The 24,916-nt window shown below is 46.4% G+C and carries 20 protein-coding genes; 8 read left to right on the forward strand and 12 right to left on the reverse strand.

Features of this window, described 5'->3' with window-relative positions; genetic code table 11:
• Positions 1-41: 41 nt before the first annotated feature.
• Complete coding sequence (locus HH301_RS13965; protein WP_169569645.1) at positions 42-1,133, reverse strand: substrate-binding domain-containing protein; 1,092 nt, start codon at positions 1,131-1,133, stop codon at positions 42-44.
• A gap of 190 nt (positions 1,134-1,323) precedes the next feature.
• Between HH301_RS13965 and HH301_RS13970 the strand changes: the two genes are divergently transcribed.
• Positions 1,324-2,448: a CaiB/BaiF CoA transferase family protein gene (locus tag HH301_RS13970; protein WP_169569646.1), complete on the forward strand. Its 1,125-nt coding sequence runs from the start codon at positions 1,324-1,326 to the stop codon at positions 2,446-2,448.
• 1 nt (position 2,449) lies between these two features.
• Positions 2,450-3,922 (forward strand): DHA2 family efflux MFS transporter permease subunit, encoded by a 1,473-nt coding sequence (locus tag HH301_RS13975; protein ID WP_169569647.1) that lies wholly within the window; start codon positions 2,450-2,452, stop codon positions 3,920-3,922.
• A gap of 57 nt (positions 3,923-3,979) precedes the next feature.
• Here HH301_RS13975 and HH301_RS13980 read toward each other — a convergent pair whose 3' ends face one another.
• Genes HH301_RS13980 through HH301_RS13990 form a run of 3 tightly spaced genes read right to left on the reverse strand, consistent with a single transcriptional unit; the run spans position 3,980 to position 9,020 of the window.
• Positions 3,980-6,064: a 3-hydroxyacyl-CoA dehydrogenase NAD-binding domain-containing protein gene (locus HH301_RS13980; protein WP_169569648.1), complete on the reverse strand. Its 2,085-nt coding sequence runs from the start codon at positions 6,062-6,064 to the stop codon at positions 3,980-3,982.
• Positions 6,065-6,114: 50 nt separating this feature from the next.
• A complete protein-coding gene (locus tag HH301_RS13985) occupies positions 6,115-7,149 on the reverse strand; it encodes an NADP-dependent oxidoreductase (protein ID WP_206378340.1) in 1,035 nt (344 codons plus the stop codon).
• 20 nt (positions 7,150-7,169) lie between these two features.
• Positions 7,170-9,020 carry an AMP-binding protein gene (locus HH301_RS13990; RefSeq protein WP_169569649.1) on the reverse strand — a complete coding sequence of 617 codons (1,851 nt, stop codon included), beginning with the start codon at positions 9,018-9,020 and terminating at the stop codon, positions 7,170-7,172.
• 133 nt (positions 9,021-9,153) lie between these two features.
• On the opposite strand from HH301_RS13990, the gene HH301_RS13995 reads away from it, so the two are divergent.
• On the forward strand, positions 9,154-9,783 hold the full coding sequence (locus tag HH301_RS13995; RefSeq protein WP_169569650.1) for a TetR/AcrR family transcriptional regulator: 630 nt from the start codon (positions 9,154-9,156) through the stop codon (positions 9,781-9,783).
• Here HH301_RS13995 and htpX read toward each other — a convergent pair.
• Both htpX and alaS read right to left on the reverse strand, forming a co-directional pair.
• Positions 9,780-10,730 (reverse strand): zinc metalloprotease HtpX, encoded by a 951-nt coding sequence (htpX, locus tag HH301_RS14000; protein ID WP_169569651.1) that lies wholly within the window; start codon positions 10,728-10,730, stop codon positions 9,780-9,782. The genes HH301_RS13995 and htpX overlap by 4 nt on opposite strands.
• A gap of 330 nt (positions 10,731-11,060) precedes the next feature.
• Complete coding sequence (gene alaS, locus HH301_RS14005; protein ID WP_169569652.1) at positions 11,061-13,715, reverse strand: alanine--tRNA ligase; 2,655 nt, start codon at positions 13,713-13,715, stop codon at positions 11,061-11,063.
• Positions 13,716-13,949: 234 nt separating this feature from the next.
• Here alaS and HH301_RS14010 point away from each other — a divergent pair, with 234 nt between their 5' ends.
• From HH301_RS14010 to HH301_RS14025, 4 genes are all read left to right on the forward strand, one after another.
• Positions 13,950-14,897: an AAA family ATPase gene (locus tag HH301_RS14010; RefSeq protein ID WP_169569653.1), complete on the forward strand. Its 948-nt coding sequence runs from the start codon at positions 13,950-13,952 to the stop codon at positions 14,895-14,897.
• The gene (locus HH301_RS14015; protein WP_169569654.1) at positions 14,897-16,363 is read left to right on the forward strand and encodes a VWA domain-containing protein; all 1,467 of its coding nucleotides are present in this window, start codon (positions 14,897-14,899) and stop codon (positions 16,361-16,363) included. Before HH301_RS14010 ends, HH301_RS14015 begins: the two co-directional genes overlap by 1 nt.
• 79 nt (positions 16,364-16,442) lie before the next feature.
• A complete protein-coding gene (locus HH301_RS14020) occupies positions 16,443-17,273 on the forward strand; it encodes a sulfite exporter TauE/SafE family protein (RefSeq protein ID WP_169569655.1) in 831 nt (276 codons plus the stop codon).
• A gap of 72 nt (positions 17,274-17,345) precedes the next feature.
• Positions 17,346-18,212, forward strand: a complete 867-nt coding sequence (locus HH301_RS14025) for a DUF1853 family protein (protein WP_169569656.1) — start codon at positions 17,346-17,348, stop codon at positions 18,210-18,212.
• Here the strand turns inward: HH301_RS14025 and HH301_RS14030 are convergent.
• Positions 18,126-18,731: a Flp family type IVb pilin gene (locus tag HH301_RS14030; protein ID WP_169569657.1), complete on the reverse strand. Its 606-nt coding sequence runs from the start codon at positions 18,729-18,731 to the stop codon at positions 18,126-18,128. The genes HH301_RS14025 and HH301_RS14030 overlap by 87 nt on opposite strands.
• A gap of 479 nt (positions 18,732-19,210) precedes the next feature.
• Between HH301_RS14030 and HH301_RS14035 the strand changes: the two genes are divergently transcribed.
• On the forward strand, positions 19,211-20,443 hold the full coding sequence (locus tag HH301_RS14035) for a glycosyltransferase family protein (protein WP_169569658.1): 1,233 nt from the start codon (positions 19,211-19,213) through the stop codon (positions 20,441-20,443).
• Between the two features lie 20 nt (positions 20,444-20,463).
• Here HH301_RS14035 and HH301_RS14040 read toward each other — a convergent pair whose 3' ends face one another.
• The 5 genes from HH301_RS14040 to paaB form a co-directional block, all read right to left on the reverse strand.
• Positions 20,464-22,140, reverse strand: a complete 1,677-nt coding sequence (locus tag HH301_RS14040; RefSeq protein WP_169569659.1) for a glycosyltransferase — start codon at positions 22,138-22,140, stop codon at positions 20,464-20,466.
• 86 nt (positions 22,141-22,226) lie between these two features.
• On the reverse strand, positions 22,227-23,306 hold the full coding sequence (gene paaE, locus HH301_RS14045) for a 1,2-phenylacetyl-CoA epoxidase subunit PaaE (RefSeq protein ID WP_169569660.1): 1,080 nt from the start codon (positions 23,304-23,306) through the stop codon (positions 22,227-22,229).
• A 14-nt stretch (positions 23,307-23,320) separates the two neighbouring features.
• Positions 23,321-23,821 (reverse strand): 1,2-phenylacetyl-CoA epoxidase subunit PaaD, encoded by a 501-nt coding sequence (paaD, locus tag HH301_RS14050; protein WP_169569661.1) that lies wholly within the window; start codon positions 23,819-23,821, stop codon positions 23,321-23,323.
• Between the two features lie 10 nt (positions 23,822-23,831).
• A complete protein-coding gene (paaC, locus tag HH301_RS14055; protein ID WP_169569662.1) occupies positions 23,832-24,593 on the reverse strand; it encodes a 1,2-phenylacetyl-CoA epoxidase subunit PaaC in 762 nt (253 codons plus the stop codon).
• Between the two features lie 17 nt (positions 24,594-24,610).
• Positions 24,611-24,910 carry a 1,2-phenylacetyl-CoA epoxidase subunit PaaB gene (paaB, locus tag HH301_RS14060; RefSeq protein ID WP_169569663.1) on the reverse strand — a complete coding sequence of 100 codons (300 nt, stop codon included), beginning with the start codon at positions 24,908-24,910 and terminating at the stop codon, positions 24,611-24,613.
• Positions 24,911-24,916: the final 6 nt, after the last annotated feature.

Raw genomic sequence — 24,916 nt, forward strand, 5'->3', positions numbered from 1 at the left:
CGACCAGAATAAGAAGCGAAAATGACCAGCTTTTAGAACTTTTAGTTCGAGTATCTAAACGCACGTTTTTGATAGCTTTCAATCTGTTCAGGCTGCATCTCCTTGGTTACGAGATACATTTCACCCGAAAAAATTCTTGGAACTTGTGCACCTTCACCATGTGTCTCCATTGCAATCGCATCTGCCATAGCAACGCCGTTATCATCATTCATACGCATAACTGTGAACGCTAATCCCCCTTTTGCAATTTCCTCCAACTCCGCTGCTCCGCCGCCCCAACCATTTGTGATCACCTGGCCATTTAGTCCCATTTCTTTAACTGCTTCAGCAACTCCAATGGCAATATCTGTTGAGCAACTATAAATAAATTTCAGATTTGGATGAGCTTTCAACACTTCTTTGGCGGCCGCATATGCCTTTTCCCGATCAAATCCGACATAAAATCGTTCTTTTAATTTCATGCCAGGCTCTTTCTGCATCCTCGCAAGGAACGTGTCGCCGCGCATATCACTCACATAACCTTGTGGCCCATAAAAAATGGCGTATTCAGCCCCCGACTTGAAACGCCTAAGATACTCCTCAGCTAGCAATCCGGTGCCAATTTGGTGATCAAATCCGACATACAGAAAAGGGGGATTCTGGTCAAAAATCCTGAGAGGTGTTGTGATATTTTGAAGGATAAGTTTGGTCGACTTCTTTGCCAATAATTTGTAAACAAGATCAGTGTGCCGACTGATGTTCAAAGTAAAGATAAGAAAGTCAGGTTTCTGTTTGAGAAACTCCCGAATTTTTTCCCCTTGCTCAATCGCTGAGAGACCCGGCTTGGTAAAATGGGACAACAGTCGATACGGCTGCTTCAACTCAATCAAACGCTTTTCAAGAGAGACAATACTTCTTTTCCAATAATCTGAATATTGTAACCCTGGATAGACGACAGCAATGGTCACTAACTTGTTGTCGCTATAATTATCGGCTGCCGCTCCCTGAACCGCTTTATTGAAACTGGTAAATTTTTCAATTTGATCAGGATTATTCTTTAAGTATTGGTCGACAGTCCAGTACTCACCTAATGTTTCTGCTCTCGCAAATGTACACACTGATAAGGCCAGTAAGATCAATACTAATCGATACATTGAAATGACCCCTTGGTTTAAACTCCCAAGCTTAATTTAGCATCAAAAAATGAATAAAGTATACATAAACTAAATTTCTCCAGATTGATAAAGACACCCAAGTTGTTTGCTATTAAACAATATTAACAGTTGGTTAGTGCTCGAAAAAAAGATAGCCTAACGTCTATAGAAAATCAGAATAATTAGAATAATGCCCCTACCACTCGAAGATATCCTTGTTGTTTCACTGGAGCAGGCTGTTGCCGCTCCTTACTTATCCTCTCGCCTCGCTGATGCCGGTGCCCGCGTTATCAAAATCGAACGACCGGAAGGTGACTTTGCCCGCGCCTATGACAGCGTTGTCCATGGACAAAGTGCCTATTTTGTCTGGCTGAATAGAGGAAAAGAATCCATCCAACTCAACATCAAAGAAGACGATGACCTAGCACTTCTGAAACGCATGATTTCAAAAGCGGATATCTTTATCCAAAATCTTGCACCGGGAATTGTCGATAAATTTGGTCTGGATAGTGAAACTCTCAGGCGAAACCGTCCTGAACTTATCACTGTTGATATTTCAGGTTATGGCGAAACTGGCCCCTTCGCCAAGATGAAGGCCTATGACATGCTGGTTCAGTCAGAAACAGGCCTCGCTATGGTAACAGGTTCACCTTCAGAACCAGGCCGTGTTGGTGTTTCAGTTTGTGACATCGCGGCAGGGATGCATGCCCTTGTTGCCGTTTTAGAAGCTCTCTATGAACGAGAAAAAACTGGCTTAGGGAAAGCTGTAAAATCGACTTTATTTGCCGGCATGGCAGATTGGATGACGGTCCCTCTCCTCCATCAGGAATACGGTGGAAAACCACCTGGACGCGGTGGGTTACGGCATCCTTCCATCGCCCCCTATGAAGCATTTGAGACAGGAGACGGAAATAAAATTGTCCTCTCAATCCAGAACCAAACGGAATGGAAAAATTTGTGCATAGATGCACTTAACGCTCCTGAGCTCATTGAAGATCCAAGGTATAAAACCAATGAGGACCGTGTTGAAAACCGTGAAATTCTCCATGATGCGATCGGCGCAATTTTTTCCCAAATGACACGTGCTGAAGCCGCTGAAAAACTCCTGAAAGCAAGAATTGCCTTTGGATCATTAAACAGCGTAGAGGACCTATCCTCTCATCCTCAGTTAGACCGGGTTCAAGTGAACAGCCCAGAAGGACCAGTCAATCTAGTCTCCTCTCCCATAAAGTTTGCAGGACAAGAAGAGAGCTATAAACCTATTCCAGCACTTGGCGAGCATAACGAAAGTCTAAAAGCAGAGTTTAAGGAATAAGATGTCTGCAGCCCGAAACGCCGCCCTACAGGATAAATATGGTGCTGCCTATAAATGGCTTGCCGGATTTGCCGTTGTGCTCGGCCTGCTGACGACCATTTTCTCATCAACGATGGTCAATGTGGCGCTGACCGACATCATGGAAACATTCCATATCAGTCAGGGCCTGGCACAATGGATGTCAACTGCGTTTCTCTGCGCATCAAGTGTGGCTATGCTGACAACAGCCTGGTTGATGCATAATGTTGGATCTCGTGCTACCTTTCTGTTGGCTATCGCACTTTTTATCATCGGTAGTTTCCTCGGCTGGATCTCCCCAAACTACACAACATTAGTCATAGCACGGTTACTGCAAGGTGTTGGTGCAGGTATTTTACAACCTTTATCCATGTCCCTGATTTTCCTACTCTTTCCGGCGGAAATGCGGGGTCGCGCTATGGGGATGTTCGGGATGGGCGTCGTCATTGGCCCTGCAGTTGGCCCTGTTATCGGCGGTATTATTACGGATACTTTAGAATGGCATACTTCTTTTGCCGTGGTCATTCCTCTGGCAATCATAGCCGGAATTATTGGAATGGTTTTACTGCCAGATAAATCCAGTGATAAACCTCTCTCCCGCTTCAACATGAAAAGCCTACTCCTAGTTAGTCTCGCAGTCGGATGTCTGTTGACAGGTCTATCAAATAGCCAGTTTTTTGAATTGAGAAGCCTTCAGGTTTTTCCCTACCTGTTGATTGCTCTCATCGGCTTCATGCTCTTTTTTATCCGGGAAATGAAAAGCGCAACACCACTTGTAGAACTGCGCATGTTTGGCAATATGCGTCTTTTGTCTTCTGCAGTTATCGGCGCTTTTACAAGTGCCGGAATGTTTTCAAGTTTTTATACGATCCCACTGTTTGCCCGAACCGTCCAATCTGCAACGGCAACAGACGCAGGTATGTTGCTTTTACCTGCTGGACTAATGCTCGCGGTTGTATTTCCGATTGTCGGCCGCTTGATTGACAGAATGCCGGCTTACAGACTGATCCTGGTTGGACAGGTCGGCTTTATTATCGCGACCATAATTCTTAGTTGGGCCGATCGAAATACTGGTTATCTGATGTTGGCTGGCTGGGTAATTTTTGGACGAATTGCAATTGGCTTTATCATGCCGTCTAACAGCACATTTGCCCTCTCCAACGTAGCGCCGCCGCAAGTACCACAAGCATCAGGTGCCCTCAATTTCCTGAGAATGCTGGGTGGTACGATCGGCGTTAATCTGACAGCTATCCTTATTACTAGCCGCACAGAGTTTCATCTGGGTGAAGAGGGAATTAAGCTCCACGAAATCACTGCGGAAAATGCCCAAACATTGGAGGCCCTAACATCCATCTTCCATGATGTTTTCCTGGTCACAGGGATAGTGTTCTCTGTTTCGCTGATCCCTGGCATTTATTTAGCACTCTCTCACCGAAAAGAACGCCTAAGCGTATAAAAAAAGCCCCGCTTATTCGGCGAGGCTTTTCTTCGATTGTTTTGACCTGCAGATCAATCAGACATTTGTAAACGTCTGACCTTCTTTGACCATTTTTTCCAGCAAGGCAGACGGTTTGAAGAAATCGCCATGGCTTTCCTGATATTTCAAAAGCGTATTGTAAACTTTTTCAAGGCCCACAGCATCGGCATAGCGCATTGGTCCACCCCGATAGATTGGCCAGCCATAGCCATAGACCCAAATCACATCAATATCGCTTGCACGGGAGGCAATTCCCTCTTCAAGGATTTTGCACCCTTCATTGATCATTGGATAAATACAACGCTCAAGGATTTCCTCGTCGGAAATAGAACGACGCTCAATACCCGCCTCTTTTGAAGCTTTAACAATGATTTCCTCAACCACTGGATCAGGCGTTGGTGTCCGACCACCATCTTTATAGAGATAATATCCTGAACCGGTTTTCTGACCAAAGCGGCCCAGTTCGCAGATTGCATCTGCAATCGGGCTTTTAACGCCTTTACCCTGGCGGATCCGCCAGCCAACGTCATTACCCGCAAGATCAGACATGGCAAATGGCCCCATAGGCAAACCGAAGTCAAAGAGAACCCGATCAACGTCTTGCGGCAATGCTCCTTCCATCAATAGAGCCGTTGCTTGTTCGGCGCGGCGGTGCAGGATCCGGTTCCCAACAAAGCCTTCGCAAACCCCAACCATAGCCGGAACTTTACCAATCCGTTTTGCAAGCGCCATACAGGTTGCCATAACAGATTTGTTTGTTTTCTTAGTCCGCACTTCTTCCAGCAACTTCATAACGTTAGCTGGGCTAAAGAAATGAAGGCCGATCACATATTCAGGGCGCTTGGTTGCCTCCCCGATTTCATCGATATCCAACGTGGATGTGTTGGTCGCAAGAATTGCACCGTCTTTACAGATACCGTCCAATTTGGCGAACAGCTCTTTCTTTACGTCCATATTCTCGAAGATAGCTTCAATGACGATATCCACGTCTTTCAGATCTTCAAGGTTGGTTGTACCTGTCAGTAGGCTCATACATTTGTCCATAGCCTCCTGCTTCATCCGACCTTTGGAAACTGTAGCCGCATAGTTTTTCCGGATAATCTCAATACCACGATCAAGAGCTTCTTGCGTAGTTTCAACGATCGTGACGGGGATCCCAGCTTGCAAGAAGTTCATGGCAATGCCACCACCCATTGTACCGGCACCGACGATACCACAGGTATTTATGTCAATGAGTGGCGTATCCTTTGGAACATCAGGAATTTTAGCGGCTTGCCGCTCAGCAAAGAAGAAGTACCGTTGGCTTTTTGACTGCTCACCCTGCATCAACTCCATGAACAGTTCCCGTTCACGCTTGAGGCCTTCTGGGAAAGGAAGTTCAACTGCGGCCTGCACAGCCTTGATGCAATTAACAGGCGCCTGGAAACCCCGAATTTTCCGCGCTATGGATTTCTGGAATTCCTCAAAGATACCAGGATTATCCTTCGCAGATTGCAACATCTCTGTCTGATCACTGATCTTCACAAGAGGACGGCCTTCAGCGACAACCTTTTTGGCAAAAGCAATTGCACCAGCTTTCAAGTCACCTTCAACAACTTCGCTGATCAGACCAACTTCAAGCGCTTTTGCAGCGGAAATTGGGACACCACTTGTAATCATTTCTAGTGCCATCGGGACTCCGACAACCCTTGGCAGACGCTGCGTTCCGCCCGCCCCTGGAAGAATACCAAGCTTTACCTCTGGCAGCCCTAGTTTTGCACCCGCATTCGCGACACGATAATGGGCACCCAATGCTGTCTCCAATCCTCCCCCAAGGGCAGTACCATGAATGGCTGCGACAACGGGTTTGGATGACATTTCAATGGAGGCAATCACCTCGTTCAGTGCCGGGCCTTTCGGTGGCTTTCCAAATTCTGTGATATCCGCACCGGCAATAAATGTACGGCCCTCGCACCAGATGACAACAGCAGAAACACTGTCATCCTGTCCAGCCATTTCAATGCCACTTTTAATCCCTTCACGGACACCAGCGCTCAGCGCATTGACCGGGGGATTGTCAATTTTGATGATACCGACACCATTTTCGGTTTCGTAACTCACCATATCCGTAATCGCAGTCATTTATTTTTCCTTCCGAGGTTTGACTGTTTTAAACGATCAAAAAATTGAACCTAATTGCGGGTCGGATCTTCCGAGACCTGAACCAACAATTTGCCAAAGTTTTTACCCTTGAGAAGCCCAAGGAAGGCTTCCGGTGCATTTTCAATTCCCTGTACGATATCTTCTTTGTATTTCATTTCACCAGAGCGGATCCAGCCACCGATATCTTTGACTACTGTCGGGAAGCGGTCATAGTGATCAAAACTGATAAAGCCACGGATCATGATCCGCTTTACGAGAACCTGTCCAAAAAAAGCGGGCAATTTGTTCGGCCCCTCAGGATCACCTGTCATATTGTAATTGGCAATCCGACCACATACTGGGATACGGGAAAAATCATTCATTAAAGGAAAGACGGCATCAAAAACAGCGCCTCCTACGTTTTCGAAATATATATCCACACCTTTGTCACAGGCCTTACTCAGCTGCTCGACAAAATCTGGATCCTTATAATTGACGCAGATATCAAACCCTAACTCATCAACAACATAAGCACATTTTTCTGGTGAGCCTGCTATTCCAACAACTTTACAGCCTTTGATCCTGGCCATCTGACCAACAATAGCACCCACAGCACCTGAGGCTGCGGAAACAACAACTGTCTCACCCGGCTTGGGTTGAGCGATATCAAGAAAACCTGCATAGGCAGTCAGTCCTGGCATGCCCAGGATACCCACACCTGTGGAAATCGGAGCGTTGGCGGGATCAACTTTCATAACCCCTTGTCCATCAGAAATACTATGAGATTGCCAGCGGCTTTGGGAAACAACATATTCCCCTTCTTTAAAGCCATCTACGTTCGACTTAAGAACAACGGAAACACCCGTTCCGCTCATTGGTTCTCCAAGCTCAGCTTTTGCAGCGTAGCTTTTCGTATCATTCATCCGGCCCCGCATGTAGGGGTCGAGAGACATATAGATCGTTTTGAGCAGCATCTCACCAGGACCCGGTTCAGGGACAGGCGTTTCCGCATATTCAAAGTTGTCGAGCGTTGGCTCTCCCACAGGCCTTGATTTAAGAAGCCATTGTTTGTTCATTTCTGACATGTTTTCTTCCCTATATCTTGTCAATCGAACTTCAGGATTGCGCCCATTGTCTCAGAGCTTAATAGCTGGTCCACTAACTTAGACCTATTTTCAAGCACTGCTTTTTGATTGATATACTGTTTATCCGTAATCTCGTTGCGATCTGCTGACAAGGGACTTCCCATAACTAAAGCACGGCCAACAAATCGACTTCTGGCTGGATATTTTTGGTTATGCGCCTCCAGCTTAGTCTTTATCTTTTTTAAGATCTCAGGATCCTCGATAACACTCAAGTCTCCTTCAGCGTGAAACCCTCTGGCTTCTGCATCCTTCACAACAAATTCACTCGGAACAATCATGATTACAAGAAACTCTTCATCATGCCCACCGATCACGACATCACGAGCAAAAGGATCCAAAGCATCAATCAACTGAAGCCTTAAGCTACCCGTCTCAACCCATGTTCCGTTGGCAAGTTTGAAATCTTCTGACACGCGCCCCTTGAAAGCCAATCCTCGCTCTGGCCGTTCAGGATCCTGAAAGACCACTGCATCACCGATACAGTAAAACCCTTCTTCGTCGAAATAGGTGGAGGTCAGGTCTGGTCGTTTGTAGTAACCCGTGTGAACCGCATCCCCCTTGATCCGGATTTCATACTTATCCTGAACAGGAACTAATTTCACGGTCATGCCCGAATAGGGAACCCCAATAATACCAACTTTGTCTTCGTTCCAGAAAAGAGAGGTCCCCATTGCTGTAGTTTCTGTCGCCCCCCATCCGGTTCCCACTGGAATTTTCATCCCGGTGTGCTTTATCGCCTGAACCTGCAAACGCTCATAAACTTCCTGGGATAACGCTGCACCGCCATAGTTACACATTCGGAGACGATCAAAAAAAGCGAGTGCTAATTCTTCATCCTTTTCCAACTCATCAAGTAAAAAACTGAAAGCTGTCGGTACGCTGCTAAATCGGGTTGGACGGATCTTCTTGATGTTGGCAATGGTCCGATGGAAAAGACCTGGCACAGGCTTTCCATCATCCATGTAAAGGGTCCCCCCAATCCGCAAGCTTCCAAGGAAGTTAGCGTTCGCCCCAAAAGTATGATGCCAAGGTAACCAATCGAGAAAAATACTGGGATTATCGAATGGATCCCTGGGCTCCGAAATGAGCTCCACCATTTTCTGGGCAGAACACAGCATCCTCATGGTATTGGGAACGGCTTTAGGCATTCCTGTTGAGCCAGAGGTAAAAAGGATTTTCGCAAGTGTGTCTGGACCTACAGTTGCTCGCGCTTTGGCAACTGCATCAACATTCAAATCGGACAGAAGATCATCGAATACCAGACCTCCATGCAGAACGCCGGTGACCGTTACAATCTGATCTCTCCGATCACTTAGAGCATTAATTGCCTTTGAAAACAGATCACCATCCTCAGCAAAGATCATTTTTGGGTCAACTAGATCCGCCGCGTATTTCAACCGTTCGAAATCACCGCTCATGAGAGAGAAAGAAGGCGATAAAGGCGCAATAGGAACTCCAATTTGCATAGCCCCCATCGTCAGAAGTGCGTGCGCAAAGCTGTTTGTCGATAGGATGAGAATGGGTGTTTCTTTTGAATAGCCGTTGTTGAGCAGCCATGTACTGATCCGATCCGCTTTATCAACAGCGTCCCGATACGACAGTTCCGGCCAATCACCCTCTGCGCGGCACTGTACCAAACATGCCCGATCTGGCACCTCCTCAGCAGATTTCAGCCAATAATTGGCAATGTTATCCTCGTATTCTCCGATTGCAATGTTACTCACAATAAGATAAGAGCCATCTTTCGTTTTTTGAACGGAGATGTCTGGCTTTGGTCTTTCGAGTGGCCGAAATAGGACTTGGCTATTCATACCGGTCGCGTCTCCCCCAATTTTTTAGTTCAGTTTTTATAGGCTGACTGGTAGTCTTTTTGCGATATTGACAAAATGTCACAAGAAATACCAGCGTCAGCTGTAAAAAAAAATAATAAGGGGTAAAAGCCACATGACGGATGCACTGGAGGGGAAGCCAGCAACCGATCGTGCGAGCAAGCGTAAGGCAGAAAAAAGAGGGAGACTGCTGGCAGCTGCTCGTAAACTGTTTATTCAGCGGGGTTATCATGAAACCCGCCCTCAGGACATTGCAAAAGCTGCCGATGTCGCTCATGGCACCTTCTACAGTCATTTTCATGACAAGCGTGAGATTTTTCTCGCCTTCGCCAGTGAAGCTCAGGAAGATCTGCACGAGTTCGTCACAGCACGCATTCCCCAAGTTGATAGCTTTGAGGAATATATCCATTTCTCACTTAACGCCATTCAAGAGTTCGCGGAACAAAATCCGGGTTTACTGCGATCTGCGCTGGTTGATACCAAGGTTTTTGATCCGACTGATTCCACCAGTAAATTTGTGCGAAGCAAATTTGCATCAGGCTTTATCAAAATCCTGATGCGGGCCAAAACCCAGGATGAGCTTTATGATGATGTCGACCCTGAGCTGATGGGACATGCGATGATGGGATTGATCCAGTCATCTGCCCCACAAGCCTACCGCATGGGCAAAAGCCGTGAAGAATTTGTAGAATTATTGGCAAATTTCCTTATTCGGGCAATGGTGAAAAACCCGAAGAAAGCTTAGTTGCTCCACGGCGTATGCGGCCCCTGCCCCTTTCCACCCGATGGGTTTGAAGAAGGGACTGATGTCCGACCACTTGCTGGTTTTTGAGTACTTTTCCGGGCTCCACGCCTAAAAGATTTTGCCAACTCCATGAGACGGGCAACCCGATTTTCTGTTGAAGGATGGGTTGAAAAGAGATTATCGGCCCCTTTTCCATGAAGTGGATTGATAATAAACAGACTAGCAGATGCAGGGTTTTGCTCAGCAGTCACATTTTCAATCCTTGAGGCTCCATTTTGAAGTTTTACAAGTGCACTCGCCAGCCATTCAGGGTTTCCACAAATTTCCCCGCCCGCTTTGTCAGCAGAGTACTCACGTGTTCGACTGATCGCCATTTGAACCAACATCGCAGCGATCGGCGCCAAAATTACCATGGCCAGAGTTCCAATAATTCCAAGATTATTGTTCCGGTTTCCTCCGAAGAAGAGAGCAAAATTGGCCAACATACTAATGGCACCCGCAATGGTCGCTGTCACCGTCATGATCAAGGTATCCCGATTGCGCACATGAGCCAACTCATGCGCCATGACACCTGCCAACTCCTCCCGGCTCATCATATTTAGCAAACCGGTTGTTGCTGCAACTGCAGCATTTTCGGGATTTCGCCCCGTTGCAAAAGCATTTGGTTGTGGGTTCTCCATAATATAGACCCGGGGCATTGGTAATTCTGCTCTCATGGCGAGTTGTCTAACCAAGCCGACAAATTCAGGGGCGTCGGCCTCGCTGACTTCCCGCGCGCCATACATTCGCAGAACCATCTTGTCGGAATTCCAGTAGGCGAAACCGTTCATGGCGATTGCAATTACAAGCGCGATCAACATACCGCCTTCACCACCGACAGCAAAACCAACGCCTAGAAAAAGGGCGGTAATACCCGCAATTAAGATACCTGTTTTGAAGAAATTCATTGAGCTCTAGCCCCGCCAAAAACCATGACTGAGAAATAAGAATTCTGCTATGGAGATTCAATAGAGAGGCTCACGCGAAGCAGGTCCAACTAATCTCGGCCGCAAACATCTACCTAACCGGTTAAACTTAACTTGCCTTAATTTTTCCCAAAGTCGGTCTTAAGCCTGCCATTTATTAATTCTAAATGTAAAGTTCCCTTTGCAAAGCACTGACATATATAAATGTAAAGGGAGTTCGAGTAGTCACTCGGAGGCGTTCTGTGCTCCCGCATTGCACAGAGGAAAACGGCAGGTCCCCCACCTGCCGTTTTCTATTTCAAACAATTTTATTTAGCTGCTCAGCTTGGCCTTGATCGCTTCAACGGCCTCATTGCCTTTGGAGGCATCCGGTCCACCTGCCTGAGCCATGTCAGGACGGCCACCGCCACCTTTACCGCCCAGTGCCTCAGAGCCCACACGGACAAGATCAACCGCACTAACTTGCCCGGTCAAATCATCTGTCACACCAACAACAATTGAAGCCTTACCATCATTAGCTGCAATGAGAACAATAACACCGGATTTAATCTGGGCTTTGATCTCATCTGCCATAGGCTTCAGATCTTTTGGCGGGACACCCTCAAGCACACGAGCAACAAATGTGTTACCACCCACAGTTTCAGTCGGTTGCTCAACAGCGCCCGCTCCACCGGTTGCCAGCTTTTTGCGAGTTTCCTTGAGTTCTTTTTCAAGCTTCTTACGCTCTTCCAGCAAACCACTGACACGCGCTGTCAGCTCTTGAGGAGAAGACTTCAGAGCACCCGCAGCTTCAGTAAGCAGCTGTTCCCGCTCATTCACGTAATCGAGCGCAGCTGCACCAGCCACAGCTTCAATTCGACGCACGCCTGCAGCCAAGCCACCTTCGGATACAATTTTGAAAAACCCAATGTCACCCGTCCGGTTCACATGAGTTCCGCCGCAAAGTTCGGTGGAATAGTTTTTACCCTTACCCTTGGATGGCTCAGGTCCCCCCATGGAGACTACCCGGACCTCATCTCCATATTTTTCTCCAAAGAGCGCCATAGCTCCTGCTTTGATTGCCTCTTCTGGTGTTGTCAGATGAACTTCAACATCCGCATTCAGACGAATGCGATCGTTGACATCTTTCTCGACCAGCCGCAATTCTTCAAACGTGACCGGTTTTGGGTGAGCAATATCAAACCGCAACTTGTCTTCGGCAACCAAAGAGCCTTTCTGCGTTACATGATCTCCAAGATGTTGGCGCAGGGCTTCATGCAGCAAGTGTGTTGCTGAATGATGGGCTTTCAGACGAGCACGCCGGTCTTTTTTCACCTGCGTATCGACAACATCACCGACTTTAACTGTACCACTCAAAACCTTACCAATATGCACAAACAGGTTTTCTTTTTTCTGAGTATCGGTGATATCGATTTTGAAGCCACTGTCATTCACCAGATCGCCGCAATCCCCTTCCTGACCACCGGACTCAGCATAGAATGCGGTTTGGTTCAGGATCACCATTACGTCATCCCCTTCAGTCACAGAAGGAACCTCTTTCCCATCAACAATGAGAGCCTGCACCTGGCCTTCAGCAGATTCTGTCTGATATCCTAAGAATTCAGTCGCACTGAGTTTGTCACTGAGATCAAACCAAAGCTTGTCAGTAGCTGCATCACCAGATCCAGACCAAGCGGCACGAGCCGCTTCTTTCTGTTTGGTCATGGCCGCATCAAAACCGGCCTCATCCAGCTCACGCCCCTGCCCGCGAAGAATGTCTTTGGTAAGATCAAGCGGGAAGCCATAAGTATCATAAAGCTTGAAGGCTACATCACCGGAGAGAGCTTCACTGCTACCAAGCTTGTCCGTTGCATCTTCTAGCAACTTCAGACCACGGCCAAGAGTTTCCTTAAACCGGGTTTCTTCTGTTTTTAGTGTTTCTGTAATCAGAGATTGAGCCCGTTCCAGTTCTTGGAATGCGGCGCCCATTTCATCAACCAATGTTGGGACCAATTTCCAGATCATGGGATCCTTTGCACCCAGAAGGTGGGCATGGCGCATGGCCCGGCGCATGATCCGCCGAAGCACATATCCCCGGCCTTCGTTTGACGGAAGTACACCGTCGGCAATCAGAAACGAAGAAGATCGCAAGTGATCTGCTATTACCCTATGGGACACGGCAAATTCACCATCTGCTGAAACGTTTGAGACATCGGCAGAGGCTTCAATGATATGACGCATCAGGTCGATGTCGTAGTTGTCATGCTTACCCTGCAGAACAGCCGCAATCCGCTCAAGCCCCATACCTGTATCAATGGAAGGCCGAGGGAGGTTTATTCGATCACCGCCTGCCTGCTGTTCAAATTGCATGAAAACGAGGTTCCAAATCTCAATAAACCGATCTCCATCCTCATCCGGTGAGCCGGGAGGGCCACCTGGGATGTCTTCACCGTGATCATAAAAGATTTCAGAACAGGGACCACAAGGCCCTGTGTCCCCCATTGACCAAAAGTTATCAGAAGTCGCAATTCGGATAATCCGATCATCCGTCAAACCAGCAACCTTTTTCCAGATATCAACGGCTTGATCATCATCATGATAAACAGTGACCAGTAGCTTGTCCTTGTTCAGGCCAAACTCCTTAGTCAGCAAATTCCAGGCAAGCTCAATTGCTCTATCCTTGAAATAGTCGCCGAAAGAGAAGTTCCCCAACATTTCAAAGAATGTGTGATGGCGTGCTGTATACCCTACATTTTCCAGGTCGTTGTGTTTGCCTCCGGCGCGAACGCATTTTTGGGTCGTAACGGCTCGGTCGTAAGGACGTTTTTCCTGTCCAGTGAAGACATTCTTGAACTGAACCATACCCGCATTCGTAAACAGCAAAGTTGGATCATTTCGGGGGACCAAGGGCGAACTCTCGACTATCTCATGGTCGTTCTGACCGAAATAATTAAGGAACCCGGATCGAATTTCTTTTGCTGTTGTCATTTTTCACACTCTCCATCGCCAATCTTCTGGCAAGGGCTACTTTAAGCTCAGTCAAACTGTTGTCCAGCCTCGCCTTTTACAGTGCTGGCCGATCTATGTCCAGCACCATACCTGCATGTAAGTACGGCTAATACTGGATCAAACGACGTTTTCCTGTTAAGGAAGGAAAATCAATCAATAATAATCAAGAATAGAGCGGTTCAAAGACCGGAAATCAACATATCGGAAATTCAAGTGACAGTAATTGATAAAGAGCCGCTTTCGGCCATTGAAGAAATCCAATCGCGGTTCGAAAAGTCCGGCTACATTTGCGACCGGCATATTGCAACATCCATCTACCTGTCTCAAAAGCTGGACAAGCCAATTTTGGTTGAAGGTCCTCCAGGTGTAGGCAAAACCGAACTTGCAAAAGCAACCGCTGATCTGATGGATGCAGACTTAATCCGGCTTCAGTGCTACGAGGGTCTGGATGAAAGCAAAGCCCTCTACGAATGGAAATATGGCAAGCAGCTACTCTACACCCAGATACTGAAGGAAAAACTGGGCGATTTGCTTGAGGACGCCGTCGGTTTGGAAGCCTCTATGGATAAACTCCATACTTTTGGTGATCATTTCTTTTCCGAGAAGTTCTTGGAAACCAGGCCGCTCCTCAAAGCTCTTCAATCTGAAAAGCAGTGCGTTTTGTTAATTGATGAAATTGATAAGTCCGATCACGAGTTCGAAGCCTATCTTCTTGAAATCCTGTCTGACTATCAAATTACTGTCCCTGAAATCGGCACCATTAAAGCCAGAACTAAGCCGATTGTCTTTCTGACGAGTAACAATAGCCGTGAAATGGGAGATGCGTTGAAACGACGTTGCCTGCATCTATATATCCCCTTTCCAGATGCAGAACGGGAACGTCAGATTATCAAGGCCCGTGTCCCAGAAATCGACGAAAGCCTCAGAAACCAGCTGGTCGAATTTGTCCAGCAGCTCCGCACTCAGGATTTGAAGAAACTACCTGCAGTGAGTGAAACCATCGATTGGGCGAGAACCCTAATGCTATTACATGCAGAAAATCTGGACACTGAGCTTGTTCGAAATACCCTGAACATGCTGCTGAAGTTTGAAGACGATATCGATAGCATGGACCCAGAAGTTCCCAAGATGGTTGCCGCAGCACGGAAGGTAAACCGCTGATGAACCGTCCTCTCGCAGAATTTGTGGATATGCTCCGCTATTCAAATGTACCGGTCTCGATCGGAGAAGCTGTTGATGCTGCGAGAACAATTGATCTGATCGGCTATAGTGACAAGGCACTTTTAAAATCAGCCTTGTCGCAAGTCATGGCGAAAACCACTGATGAAATGGTCAACTTTGACCAATGTTTTGACGAATTTTTCTCGATCAATACGGAATTGGATCTCGGAGAGGATCTGGAAAACAATCTTCAAGAAGAAGAAAACATAGATCCAGCAGAACAAGTTTCAGAGAGCTTGAACGCGTTGGATGAAAACTCATCTCCTTCGGGCGCACCTATGGGCGGCGGCGCAGGCGGCGGAAGTGGTGATACAGATCAATCGGGTACGGGAAACGGAAGTACCAGCGCAGAAAATGATGGCTCACTCCTTTCCATGTTGGAGAGAGCGGACAGAACAGCACTTACACTTTCTATGACGCAGGCCGCAGATGCTGTTGGCCTTTCTAACATTGTTCTTTCAACCCAGCGCGGACTCTTCACACGGCGAATTGTAGAAGAGATGGGTCTCTCTGAGGTTACTAGAGAAATCTCAAACCGGCGAAAAGCTGATGATGAAACTGGCGCGGAAGAACTGGACCGACGACTGGGGATCCTGTTCGATGCGGTACGGGATATGGTGGAGCGTCAACTTGCCCTTACCAGTGCCGGAAAGAGCCTGGAGTTTCGGCAAGATTTTCTTAAAAAGGTAAGTCTTTCAAATATTGAACATCGGGATTTCAAGGTCATGCGGGACATGGTCAGAAAAATGGCCAAACGTCTTACTGATATGAACTCCCGGGTCAAAAAAGTCAAAAATCGGGGACATTTGGACATCCGAAAAACCATGCGGCGGAATGTTGCGTATGATGGTTTGCTCTTTGAAACACATTGGAAGCAAAAAGAAAAAGACAGACCAAAAGTCTATGCTGTCTGCGATGTCAGTGGATCCGTTGCGGCTGTTGCCCGCTTCTTACTTCTCTTTCTCTATAGCATGAATGAAGTACTGCCCAATGTCCGGTCATTTGCCTTTTCAGGCACACTTGGAGAGGTTACAGACCTTTTCGACCGATATGGCCCTGAACAGGCCGTTCCAGAAGCTATCGAACGCTTTGGTGGTCGGTCTACCGACTATGGCCGAGCAATGGAAGATTTCCGTGATCTTGTGATGAACGAAATTGATAACCGGACGACTGTAATTTTCCTAGGAGATGGTCGCTCCAACGGAACTGACCCTCGTGTCGATATCCTGCGGGAAATCAAAAACAAATCGAAGCGCGTGATCTGGCTCAATCCAGAGCGGAAAAATATTTGGGGTTCCGGTGATAGTGAAATGAACAGGATCACACCAAATTGTACGGTTGCCGAAGTGTGTAATTCATTGAACAAACTGGAACTGGTCATTCGGAACTTGCTTAAAACCAACTGAACGTTCTAATTAGAGGGCTCTTTTCCCATTACGGCCATTAGCCTGTAAAAAAATTTTGTACGATGTATGTGGATTTCAAATGTCAGACCAATTTAGTAATATTCCTCTCCTCGTCGGTATGATCGCCACCCTTGCCGCGACTGGTGTTGTAGGCGGAATTCTTGCTGGCCTTCTGGGTGTAGGCGGCGGAATTGTTATTGTGCCTGTTCTTTTTCATCTTCTTCCATTTTTTGGGGTTGAAGATGATATTCGCATGCATATCGCTGTTGGAACTTCTCTTGCCACAATCATCCTGACCTCAATCTCGTCGGCAAGATCCCACTATAAAAAAGGGGCAATCGATACTCAGCTTCTAAAAAGTTGGGGTATTGTTATTTTCCTTGGCGTACTTGGCGGGACCTGGATGGCAAATATGGTCAATGCCACCATCCTGACAGCTGTTTTCGCAGTTTTAGCCCTTGTTGTCGCCGCAAACATGGCGTTTCGACCTGAAGGCGCTCATTTAGCGGAAAAGCTCCCTCCATCACCAATCAAGGAAGGCCTAGCCCTTTTTATTGGTTGGTTCTCTGCCATGATGGGAATTGGCGGGGGAACGTTTACAGTACCTATTCTCACTCTGTTTAGTTATCCAATCCGTAAGGCTGTTGGAACTGCGTCAGCAATTGGTTTGATTATTGCGATACCAGGAACTGTTGGATTTCTGTATTCCGGCCTTTCCGTAGATAACCTGCCACCTGGAAATATTGGCTACGTCAACATAATTGGCTTTCTTGCCATTGTTCCGATGACTATGCTTTTCGCGCCTGTGGGCGCAAAAATAGCGCATAGCATCAATACAGGTCTCCTGAAAAAAGCTTTTGCGTTCTTCCTCTTTTTAACCTCGCTACGGATGTTTTATAGCCTACTCTAAAGGATCTATTGAAGGGATATAGCCATTCCCCATCGCGACTGGAAATCACATCTGGACCGGGTTGCGGATGACTTGGAATGGGTCATCCGCTCGCCCTTTCTGACCATCGATGCGCCAAAACCAAACCTAGTCGATCTGCCCATTAATGACATAATTATCGCTGAGCTTCGTAAATCTCCGGAGCAGATCTTGCCGCTACTCGAGGCCATGAAACGAGTTAATCTCGGCGGTTATTTTGAAACCCTTGTCTATTTTTGGCTCCAGAAAATACCAGAAGTAGATCTTATTGAGCATAACCTGCAGATATGGGAAGGAAAAAGAACCGTTGGTGAGCTCGACCTTCTTTTCCAGTATCAAGGGGTCGTTTTTCATTGGGAACTTTCAATAAAACTATACGCCAATCTTGGCGACCCGCTGAAAGAAGCTAATTGGATTGGACCCATGAAGAAGGATACACTGGCCCGCAAATTTGCCCGACTATTCGATCATCAGCTTCAACTTCCAAATTCAGCAGCCGGATCACAAGCACTGTCGAAACTTGGGATAAATACCGACACCACCCACTCCTACCCCTTTGTTAAAGGATGTCTTTTCCATGAAAACGAAGTTCAGCTTAAGCATCCCTCATTACCGAAAACCATTAACCCAGATTGCCTTCAACAAACCTGGTACGATCTCAATAATTTGCAGTTACCACATGGAACGACCCATTTAAGGCCTTTAAAAAAACTGCACTGGATGGGGAAGGTTCATCCCGCAGAATGGGAAGAAACCTCATCTGACTTCATAGGCCCCAGACTTGAATCTATTGTGACCAAGAATGATCGTCCAATCCTGGTAGCCTTCGGTGAATTAGATCGACAAAACAAAATCATTCGGGAACTTGCCCGCAACTTCATTATGCCGGAACACTGGCGATATGATCCTGTTCAAGTTTAAAGCCACCACACGAATTTCAAGCAATGTCTTGAAAAAATCGGCCAAAGCCGAGTTGTACTCAGCCACTGTTTGAACATGTTTATAGTGCCCATCAGACAAGCAGGCGGAGAGTAAATCGGGCCAAGAATTGTCTTCACTCCAATTGATCAATGTTAGGCGTATCCCTTCATCGGCCAACTTGGAACAGCTATCTATCAGGTCAGATGTTTCTTCAGCAGATAATTGGGGAGAACTTCCCAAAATCACGAGGATGATTTTTTGCGGGTCATTTTGAATGTCTTGGTGAAATCCCATCTCAAACTGCCATCTGTCATCTAATAGACGCCGTGCCCAAATTAGACCCCGGTTGAATTTTAGATCACCACGGGCCACGCTCCCCTCTAGTGTTTGTTTGATATTATCGTAAAAGTTGTTTCCAACAGCCGTAAGGACACCCGCAGCGCCTGCCGCCAAAAGGGCATATTCAACAGCTGTAACTCCACTTACATCTTTAACCAACCTCATAATAAAATTTTTCATTTATAGCCTCCGCAATAGGTCGTCGTTATTTACTAAACAATTTTTAAGCACCGAAACATACGGCTCTCAACTAATTGTTTTTTATGGATCTTATAACAAGCAACTGACTAATTCGCTCGTTCCAGATCACTTAATAAAGACTAAGCAAGGAATTTTGAGAAAGTCATATCATTTAGAAAAATTTTAGCAAAATGGTTTCTCAATAATAATACGAATGATGGTGGAATTTTTTTATATCACTGTATTAATTAGCATAATTTAATAAATATAATTTTATTTACCATAATTCTTATTTTTATTATTAATATTACTTATGGGTGTTTTATCGTTAATAATATATTATTATCAAGAGACTTATCCGCGAATCTCATTTTTTTTCACCCTTTCGAAAAAAAATGACAACCTGTATACACAAGCCTTTATGATCGTTAGAATGCAGACTTAGGTCTGATCTTAGAGTTTATCCCGGGGGGGTCTTTATGTCCCTAAAGTCCAAGGCGCGCCGCATCCTTATCTACAGTCATGATTCATTTGGCCTCGGACACCTGAGAAGATGCCGAACCCTTGCCCATGCATTGGTTGAACAAAATCAAAACCTTTCAGTTCTCATTCTGTCCGGCTCACCGATTATTGGGAGCTTTGACTTCAAGGCACGTGTCGACTTTGTCCGCATTCCCGGTATCATCAAACTGAGAAATGGAGAGTATACTTCCCTTAGCCTCCATATCGATACAGAACAAACTTTGGCAATGAGAGCTTCTATCATTCGCCACACGGCTGAGACCTTTGATCCGGATATATTTATTGTGGACAAAGAACCTTATGGACTGAAGGGAGAAGTTGAAGAAACCCTAGAGGTTCTAAAGGAAAGAGGAACACAATTAGTTCTGGGGCTTCGCGATGTTCTTGATGACCCCTCTTTGCTAGGCCCGGAATGGGAACGCAAAAATGTTCTTCCAGCCCTTTCAAAATACTATGATGACATTTGGGTATTCGGTGTTGAGCAACTCTACAATCCTCTAAAAGGGATAGAACTGCCTGCAGATATCCAACGCAAGGTGACCTACACCGGTTATCTTCCGCGGAATGTGCAACCGGCTACGGATCCAGCCATTTTGGATGAAATTGACGAACCTTACATTTTAATCACAGTCGGTGGCGGCGGAGATGGTGAAGTCCTCACAGACTGGGTTCTTCGTGCCTACGAAGCCGATCCGAACATGCCGATGAATGCCTTGTTTGTTCTGGGTCCTTTCATGCCACCAGACCTGAGATCCAGTTTCCGCGAGCGCATCGCCAAGCTTAATCACGCAAAATCGGTGACATTTAACAACAAGATGGAAAGTTTGATGGATCGAGCGTCGGCTGTTGTCGCCATGGGCGGGTACAATACGTTCTGTGAAGTCCTCTCCATGGATAAGCGGGCACTCATTATTCCAAGAACTGTGCCAAGACTTGAGCAATATATCCGCGCAACTCGGGCTGCAGAACTTGGACTAATCAGTGTATTGGTCGACGATGATGTTCGCGCAACGGAAACCATGCAAACTGCATTGAAACAACTCAGCCAGCAAAACAAACCTTCGGATATTGTTATTCCGGGCCTACTTGATGGATTAACCAATGTTAATCGGTTGGCTCAACTCCGTTTCAAAGACCGCGACTTATTTAATACAGACGTTGGCGGAACTGTTAGCTTCAAGAACTACTAGACAAGTGGGCAACTGAAAATCTAACCCTTTGCGTTAGCGATCGTAACGAGGTCCATTTTTGCAAGCCATGCAGCATATAAAATCATGCTGTTTGGCTTAACTTTGAAGAGTCTTGCAAGCTCACCAATTGCTATCGGCCCTTCTTGCCCAATACATCTCAACATTTCCTGGAGCTTCTCAAGAGCAGGCAGAAGGTGACGAACCCCACTTCCTAAGGGGTCATTCAACATGATGGAAAGTCGCTCTTGCGCATCACTTACGAGTGACAGATGCGTCAAAGTCGTAATGTGCTCTGTCGGATAGTGTTCAAAAGAAACAAAGGGATCATCCATAAGAGGCATGTAAGGCATACTCTTATCGGCATCTATTGAAGCGGCCAATCTGCGTGTCTTCAGTTCTGCCCATAAATCCTGATACTTTGGAATGAGACTTTGCCAGTCAAAACTCTCTCGAGCCCGCTTTTGACCAGTTGTCCCCATTTGGCGACGCAGGGTAGCGTTCTCAATTAACTTTAAGTACAACTCTGCGCAATGTTGACTATCAACGTGAGTAAATAAACTAACTTGACCAACATAACGATCATAATGGTCAACCCCAGTATGATATCGATAGGAAAGCGGTAAACCAGTTTGCGCAGACGGCATGGTTGTTCTAACAAGATACCCATCGATACCGTCCCTTACCGTTTCACGGTAACCGTCCCAATCCGTTACAACGACTGGAAGTCCTGCAGCCATTGCCTCTACTGGGGTAATTCCAAACGTCTCCTGAATATTGTCAGAAAGGCTTGTAAAGACGTCCGCAACAGACCAGATGTGGCGACGAACCTCGGGGTCACGACCATCAACAAAATGACATGATACAGAAGGGCAAAATTTTGCCGCTCCCTTCGTAAATTGTTGCTCAATCGCTTTACTCGCAAACCACCCAGCCTGAACAAGATGAACTTTTTTGTCTGTTCTCTCTGCAGCTTTTTGAAGGGCTTGATACATCGGAAGTGGATGCGCTTTCGCATGAGATGCCAGTCGACCGACATAAAGAAAAACAATATCAGTCTCTGAAATTCCATATTGATCACGAAATGCTTTGGCAAAGGCTGCTCCGTCATCCGTTTCTTTAAAATCATCGCAATTGATACCGAGCGGGATCACCGGTAATTGAATGCGAGATTTAAAATCACCACCAAAACGCTGCTTTAAATACTCCCCGTAGTTTTCAAGAGTTCGCTCAACGGTTTTTTTGGCAGAATGCGAGGTACAAATAAGCGCATCCCATGCCTCCAATGGACCTGTAAGCAGACCGCCAAAAGCCGCCATGGCTTCTTTCGAGCAGGTCGTATGTGTCAAGCCACATAAACTGAAGTGAGCCGGGGATATAAACCTGCGCTGCCAAGCAAAATCTTCAATACCGGGGCCCGAATAAAAAAGGCAACCAGGCTCTGACATTTTTTGAAGGTTAAGCGGGTTTATCCATTCGGTCGCAATAGATTGACCCGCATATTCCGAAACCTGTTGTTTAAAAGTTTCATACTTCTGGGGATGATCAGCATAACAATAGAGCGTCTGAGCAGTCATAGCACGGGCAAACCCTTTTAAGAAGCTTTCTCCCGCTGCCTGTCGACCTAACAGGCGCTGCCCTGTCGTCTTAAAGCCATCGACCTCATAGAAAATTGCAGCATTCGCTAGCTCAATTGCCACGATATCCCCCTTCGCTGATTTAAGACGATATCTTAAGGGTGCAAATGAGACTTGTAACTAACTGATCTTAACTTTCTTAATTTCGTTTATTGCTGATCAAAATCCACAATAACGTCGTCAGAAAGAGGATGAGATTGGCAGGTTAGGACATAACCGTCTTCAACTTCGTCATCTTCCAGAGCATAGTTGATATCCATACGAACTTCACCTTGCAGGACTTTTGCTCGGCAAGTACAGCAAACCCCGCCTTTACAGGCAAAGGGAACATCCATGTTTGCTGCAAGGGCAGCATCCAGAATGGACACCCCTTCTTCAGGAATTTTAATTTCAGTTGTCCGTCCGTCCATAATAACTTGAACAGAATGCTCAGGGCCTTTAGCAACTGACGTTTTTGCCTGACTTGATTTTTCCGCTGCAATAGCTGCGTCGGTGATAAACAGCTCAAAATGAATATTCGAGGCATCAAGACCCGAGGATTTCAAAAAATCCCGGCAAGACATAATCATCTCTTCAGGCCCACATAGAAACGCTTCATCAAACTTGGAATTACTCAAGGGTCCCTTGAACAATTCGTCGCACTTCTCAGCGGTAATACGACCATTAAAGATCTCGCTGTCTTGCGGCTCCCGACTGAGGATATAGATTAGACTTAGCCGTTCTTTGTATCGATTTTTAAGATCCTCAAGTTCCTCCAGAAATAGAATGCTCGAGACTGATCGATTACCGTATATCAGCGTTACAGTGCTTTCCGGCTCTGCCTCTAAGGCAGATTTCAAAATAGAAATTATGGGCGTAATTCCGCTACCAGCCGCAATGAGTAGGTAGCTTTTCTCGTTAGCACTATCAAGGTCCGTGAAAAAACGCCCCTGCGGCACCATAACGTCAATCGTATCACCGGCTTTAAGCATTGTATTTGCGAATGAAGAAAACTTCCCACCATCAATCTGCTTAATAGCAACTTTCAGCTTCTTTTCACCGACAGAACTGCAGATGGAATAGGAACGGCGCACCTCTTCCCCGTCAATATCTGCTTTTAGGGTAAGATGCTGCCCTTGTGTATAGGCATAGTCTGGCTTAAGGCTTTCAGGAACCTGAAACTCAACGGAAATGGCGTCTGATGTCTCCCTAATTACATCAGAAACTGTCAGGCTGTTAAATACAGTCATGGTTATTTTTTATCCTATACACACTTGAAATAATCGAACGGCTCTGCACAACTTTTACATCTGTAAAGGGCTTTGCAAGCCGTGGATCCAAACTGACTAACCTGTTCGGTATCTGTTGATCCACACTGCGGACACTTGATTTCATCCTCTCCCAACAAAGAGGCTTTTCCAGCGCCTTTAAGCGGAGGAGCAATTCCATATTCAAAAAGCTGTTGCCGCCCTTTTTCAGAGATAAAATCTGTCGTCCAGGCTGGCGATAAAACCGTTTCAACTTCTATCTGGTCATAACCGTGAAGTTTCAGGGTTGTCTTAATATCCGAGGATATTTGGTCCATTGCAGGACATCCAGAATAGGTAGGCGTGATGCGGACTGTAACAGCACCCTCTGTCGTATCAATGGAGTTAATGATCCCCATATCCGCAATTGACAGTACCGGAATTTCAGGATCCTTAACCAGCTCCAAAACCTGCCCTACGGCGTCCGCTGTATATGTCGGCTCTGGCACTCCTGCCATTCTACAGCTCCTACCAGTTGGCATCCGGATAGGCTCGTGGCAGAAACTGCATCTCTGCCAACAGATATCCTAAATGTTCAGAGTGTTTACCAACACGGCTGCCTCTCACCGCCCATGTATCTTCAGGACGCTTGAGGGTCGCCTCTGCCAAAATATCATTCATCATGGCATCCCACTTGGGTTTCAAGGAAGACAGATCAACTCCTACCCCTGCTGCAACCATTGCCTCTTCAACTTCATCCATATCAAACATCTCAGGGACATATCCCCAAAGGCTCTCAAGTGCATCTTGCATCCTCTGATGACTTTCCTCTGTTCCATCACCAAGACGGATCACCCAATCAGCGCTATGACGTTTGTGGTAGGCAATCTCTTTCACAGATTTTGCTGCAATTTCTGCCAAAGTCTTATCAGAAGATTCAAGTAGAGCTTCGAACTGTAGAGATTGGAAACAATCAAACATCAACTGACGCGCCATGGTTTTCGCAAAATCGCCGTTCGGCTGCTCGACAAGCAACAAGTTCCGCCATTCCTGCGCATCACGAAAGAAAGCAAGCTTGTCTTCATCACGACCTTTGCCTTCAACCTTTCCAGCATAATCTAAAATAAGACGCGCCTGCCCCAGCAGGTCCAGGCCAACATTCATCAAAGCGAGCTCTTCCTCTAGGACTGGAGAGCGTCCACACCATTCCGCCAGTCTTTGAGAAAGAATGACGCAGTTATCGCCCAGCCGTAAAAGGTACTGGAACAGGTAATCCTGATCTTGTGTCATTGATATGAACCCTTACCTTACATATGGCCGACTTCTTCGGGGATTTCATAGAATGTGGGGTGACGATACATTTTATTATCGTTCGGCTCATAGAATGAGCCTTTGTCGTCTGGACTAGAGGCAACTATGTCAGACGTTTTAACCACCCAAATACTAACCCCCTCACTCCGGCGGGTATAAACATCACGGGCGTTGGTCAAGGCCATTTCATCGTCCGATGCATGCAAGCTCCCGACATGTTTGTGATGCAATCCATTTTTACTCCGCACAAACACTTCGTACAGCGGCAGTTCATTCTTAGCAGTCGTATCGCTCATAATTTT

It is taken from the genome of Sneathiella limimaris (genome assembly GCF_012932565.1).
GTDB classification, from domain to species: Bacteria; Pseudomonadota; Alphaproteobacteria; order Sneathiellales; family Sneathiellaceae; genus Sneathiella; species Sneathiella limimaris.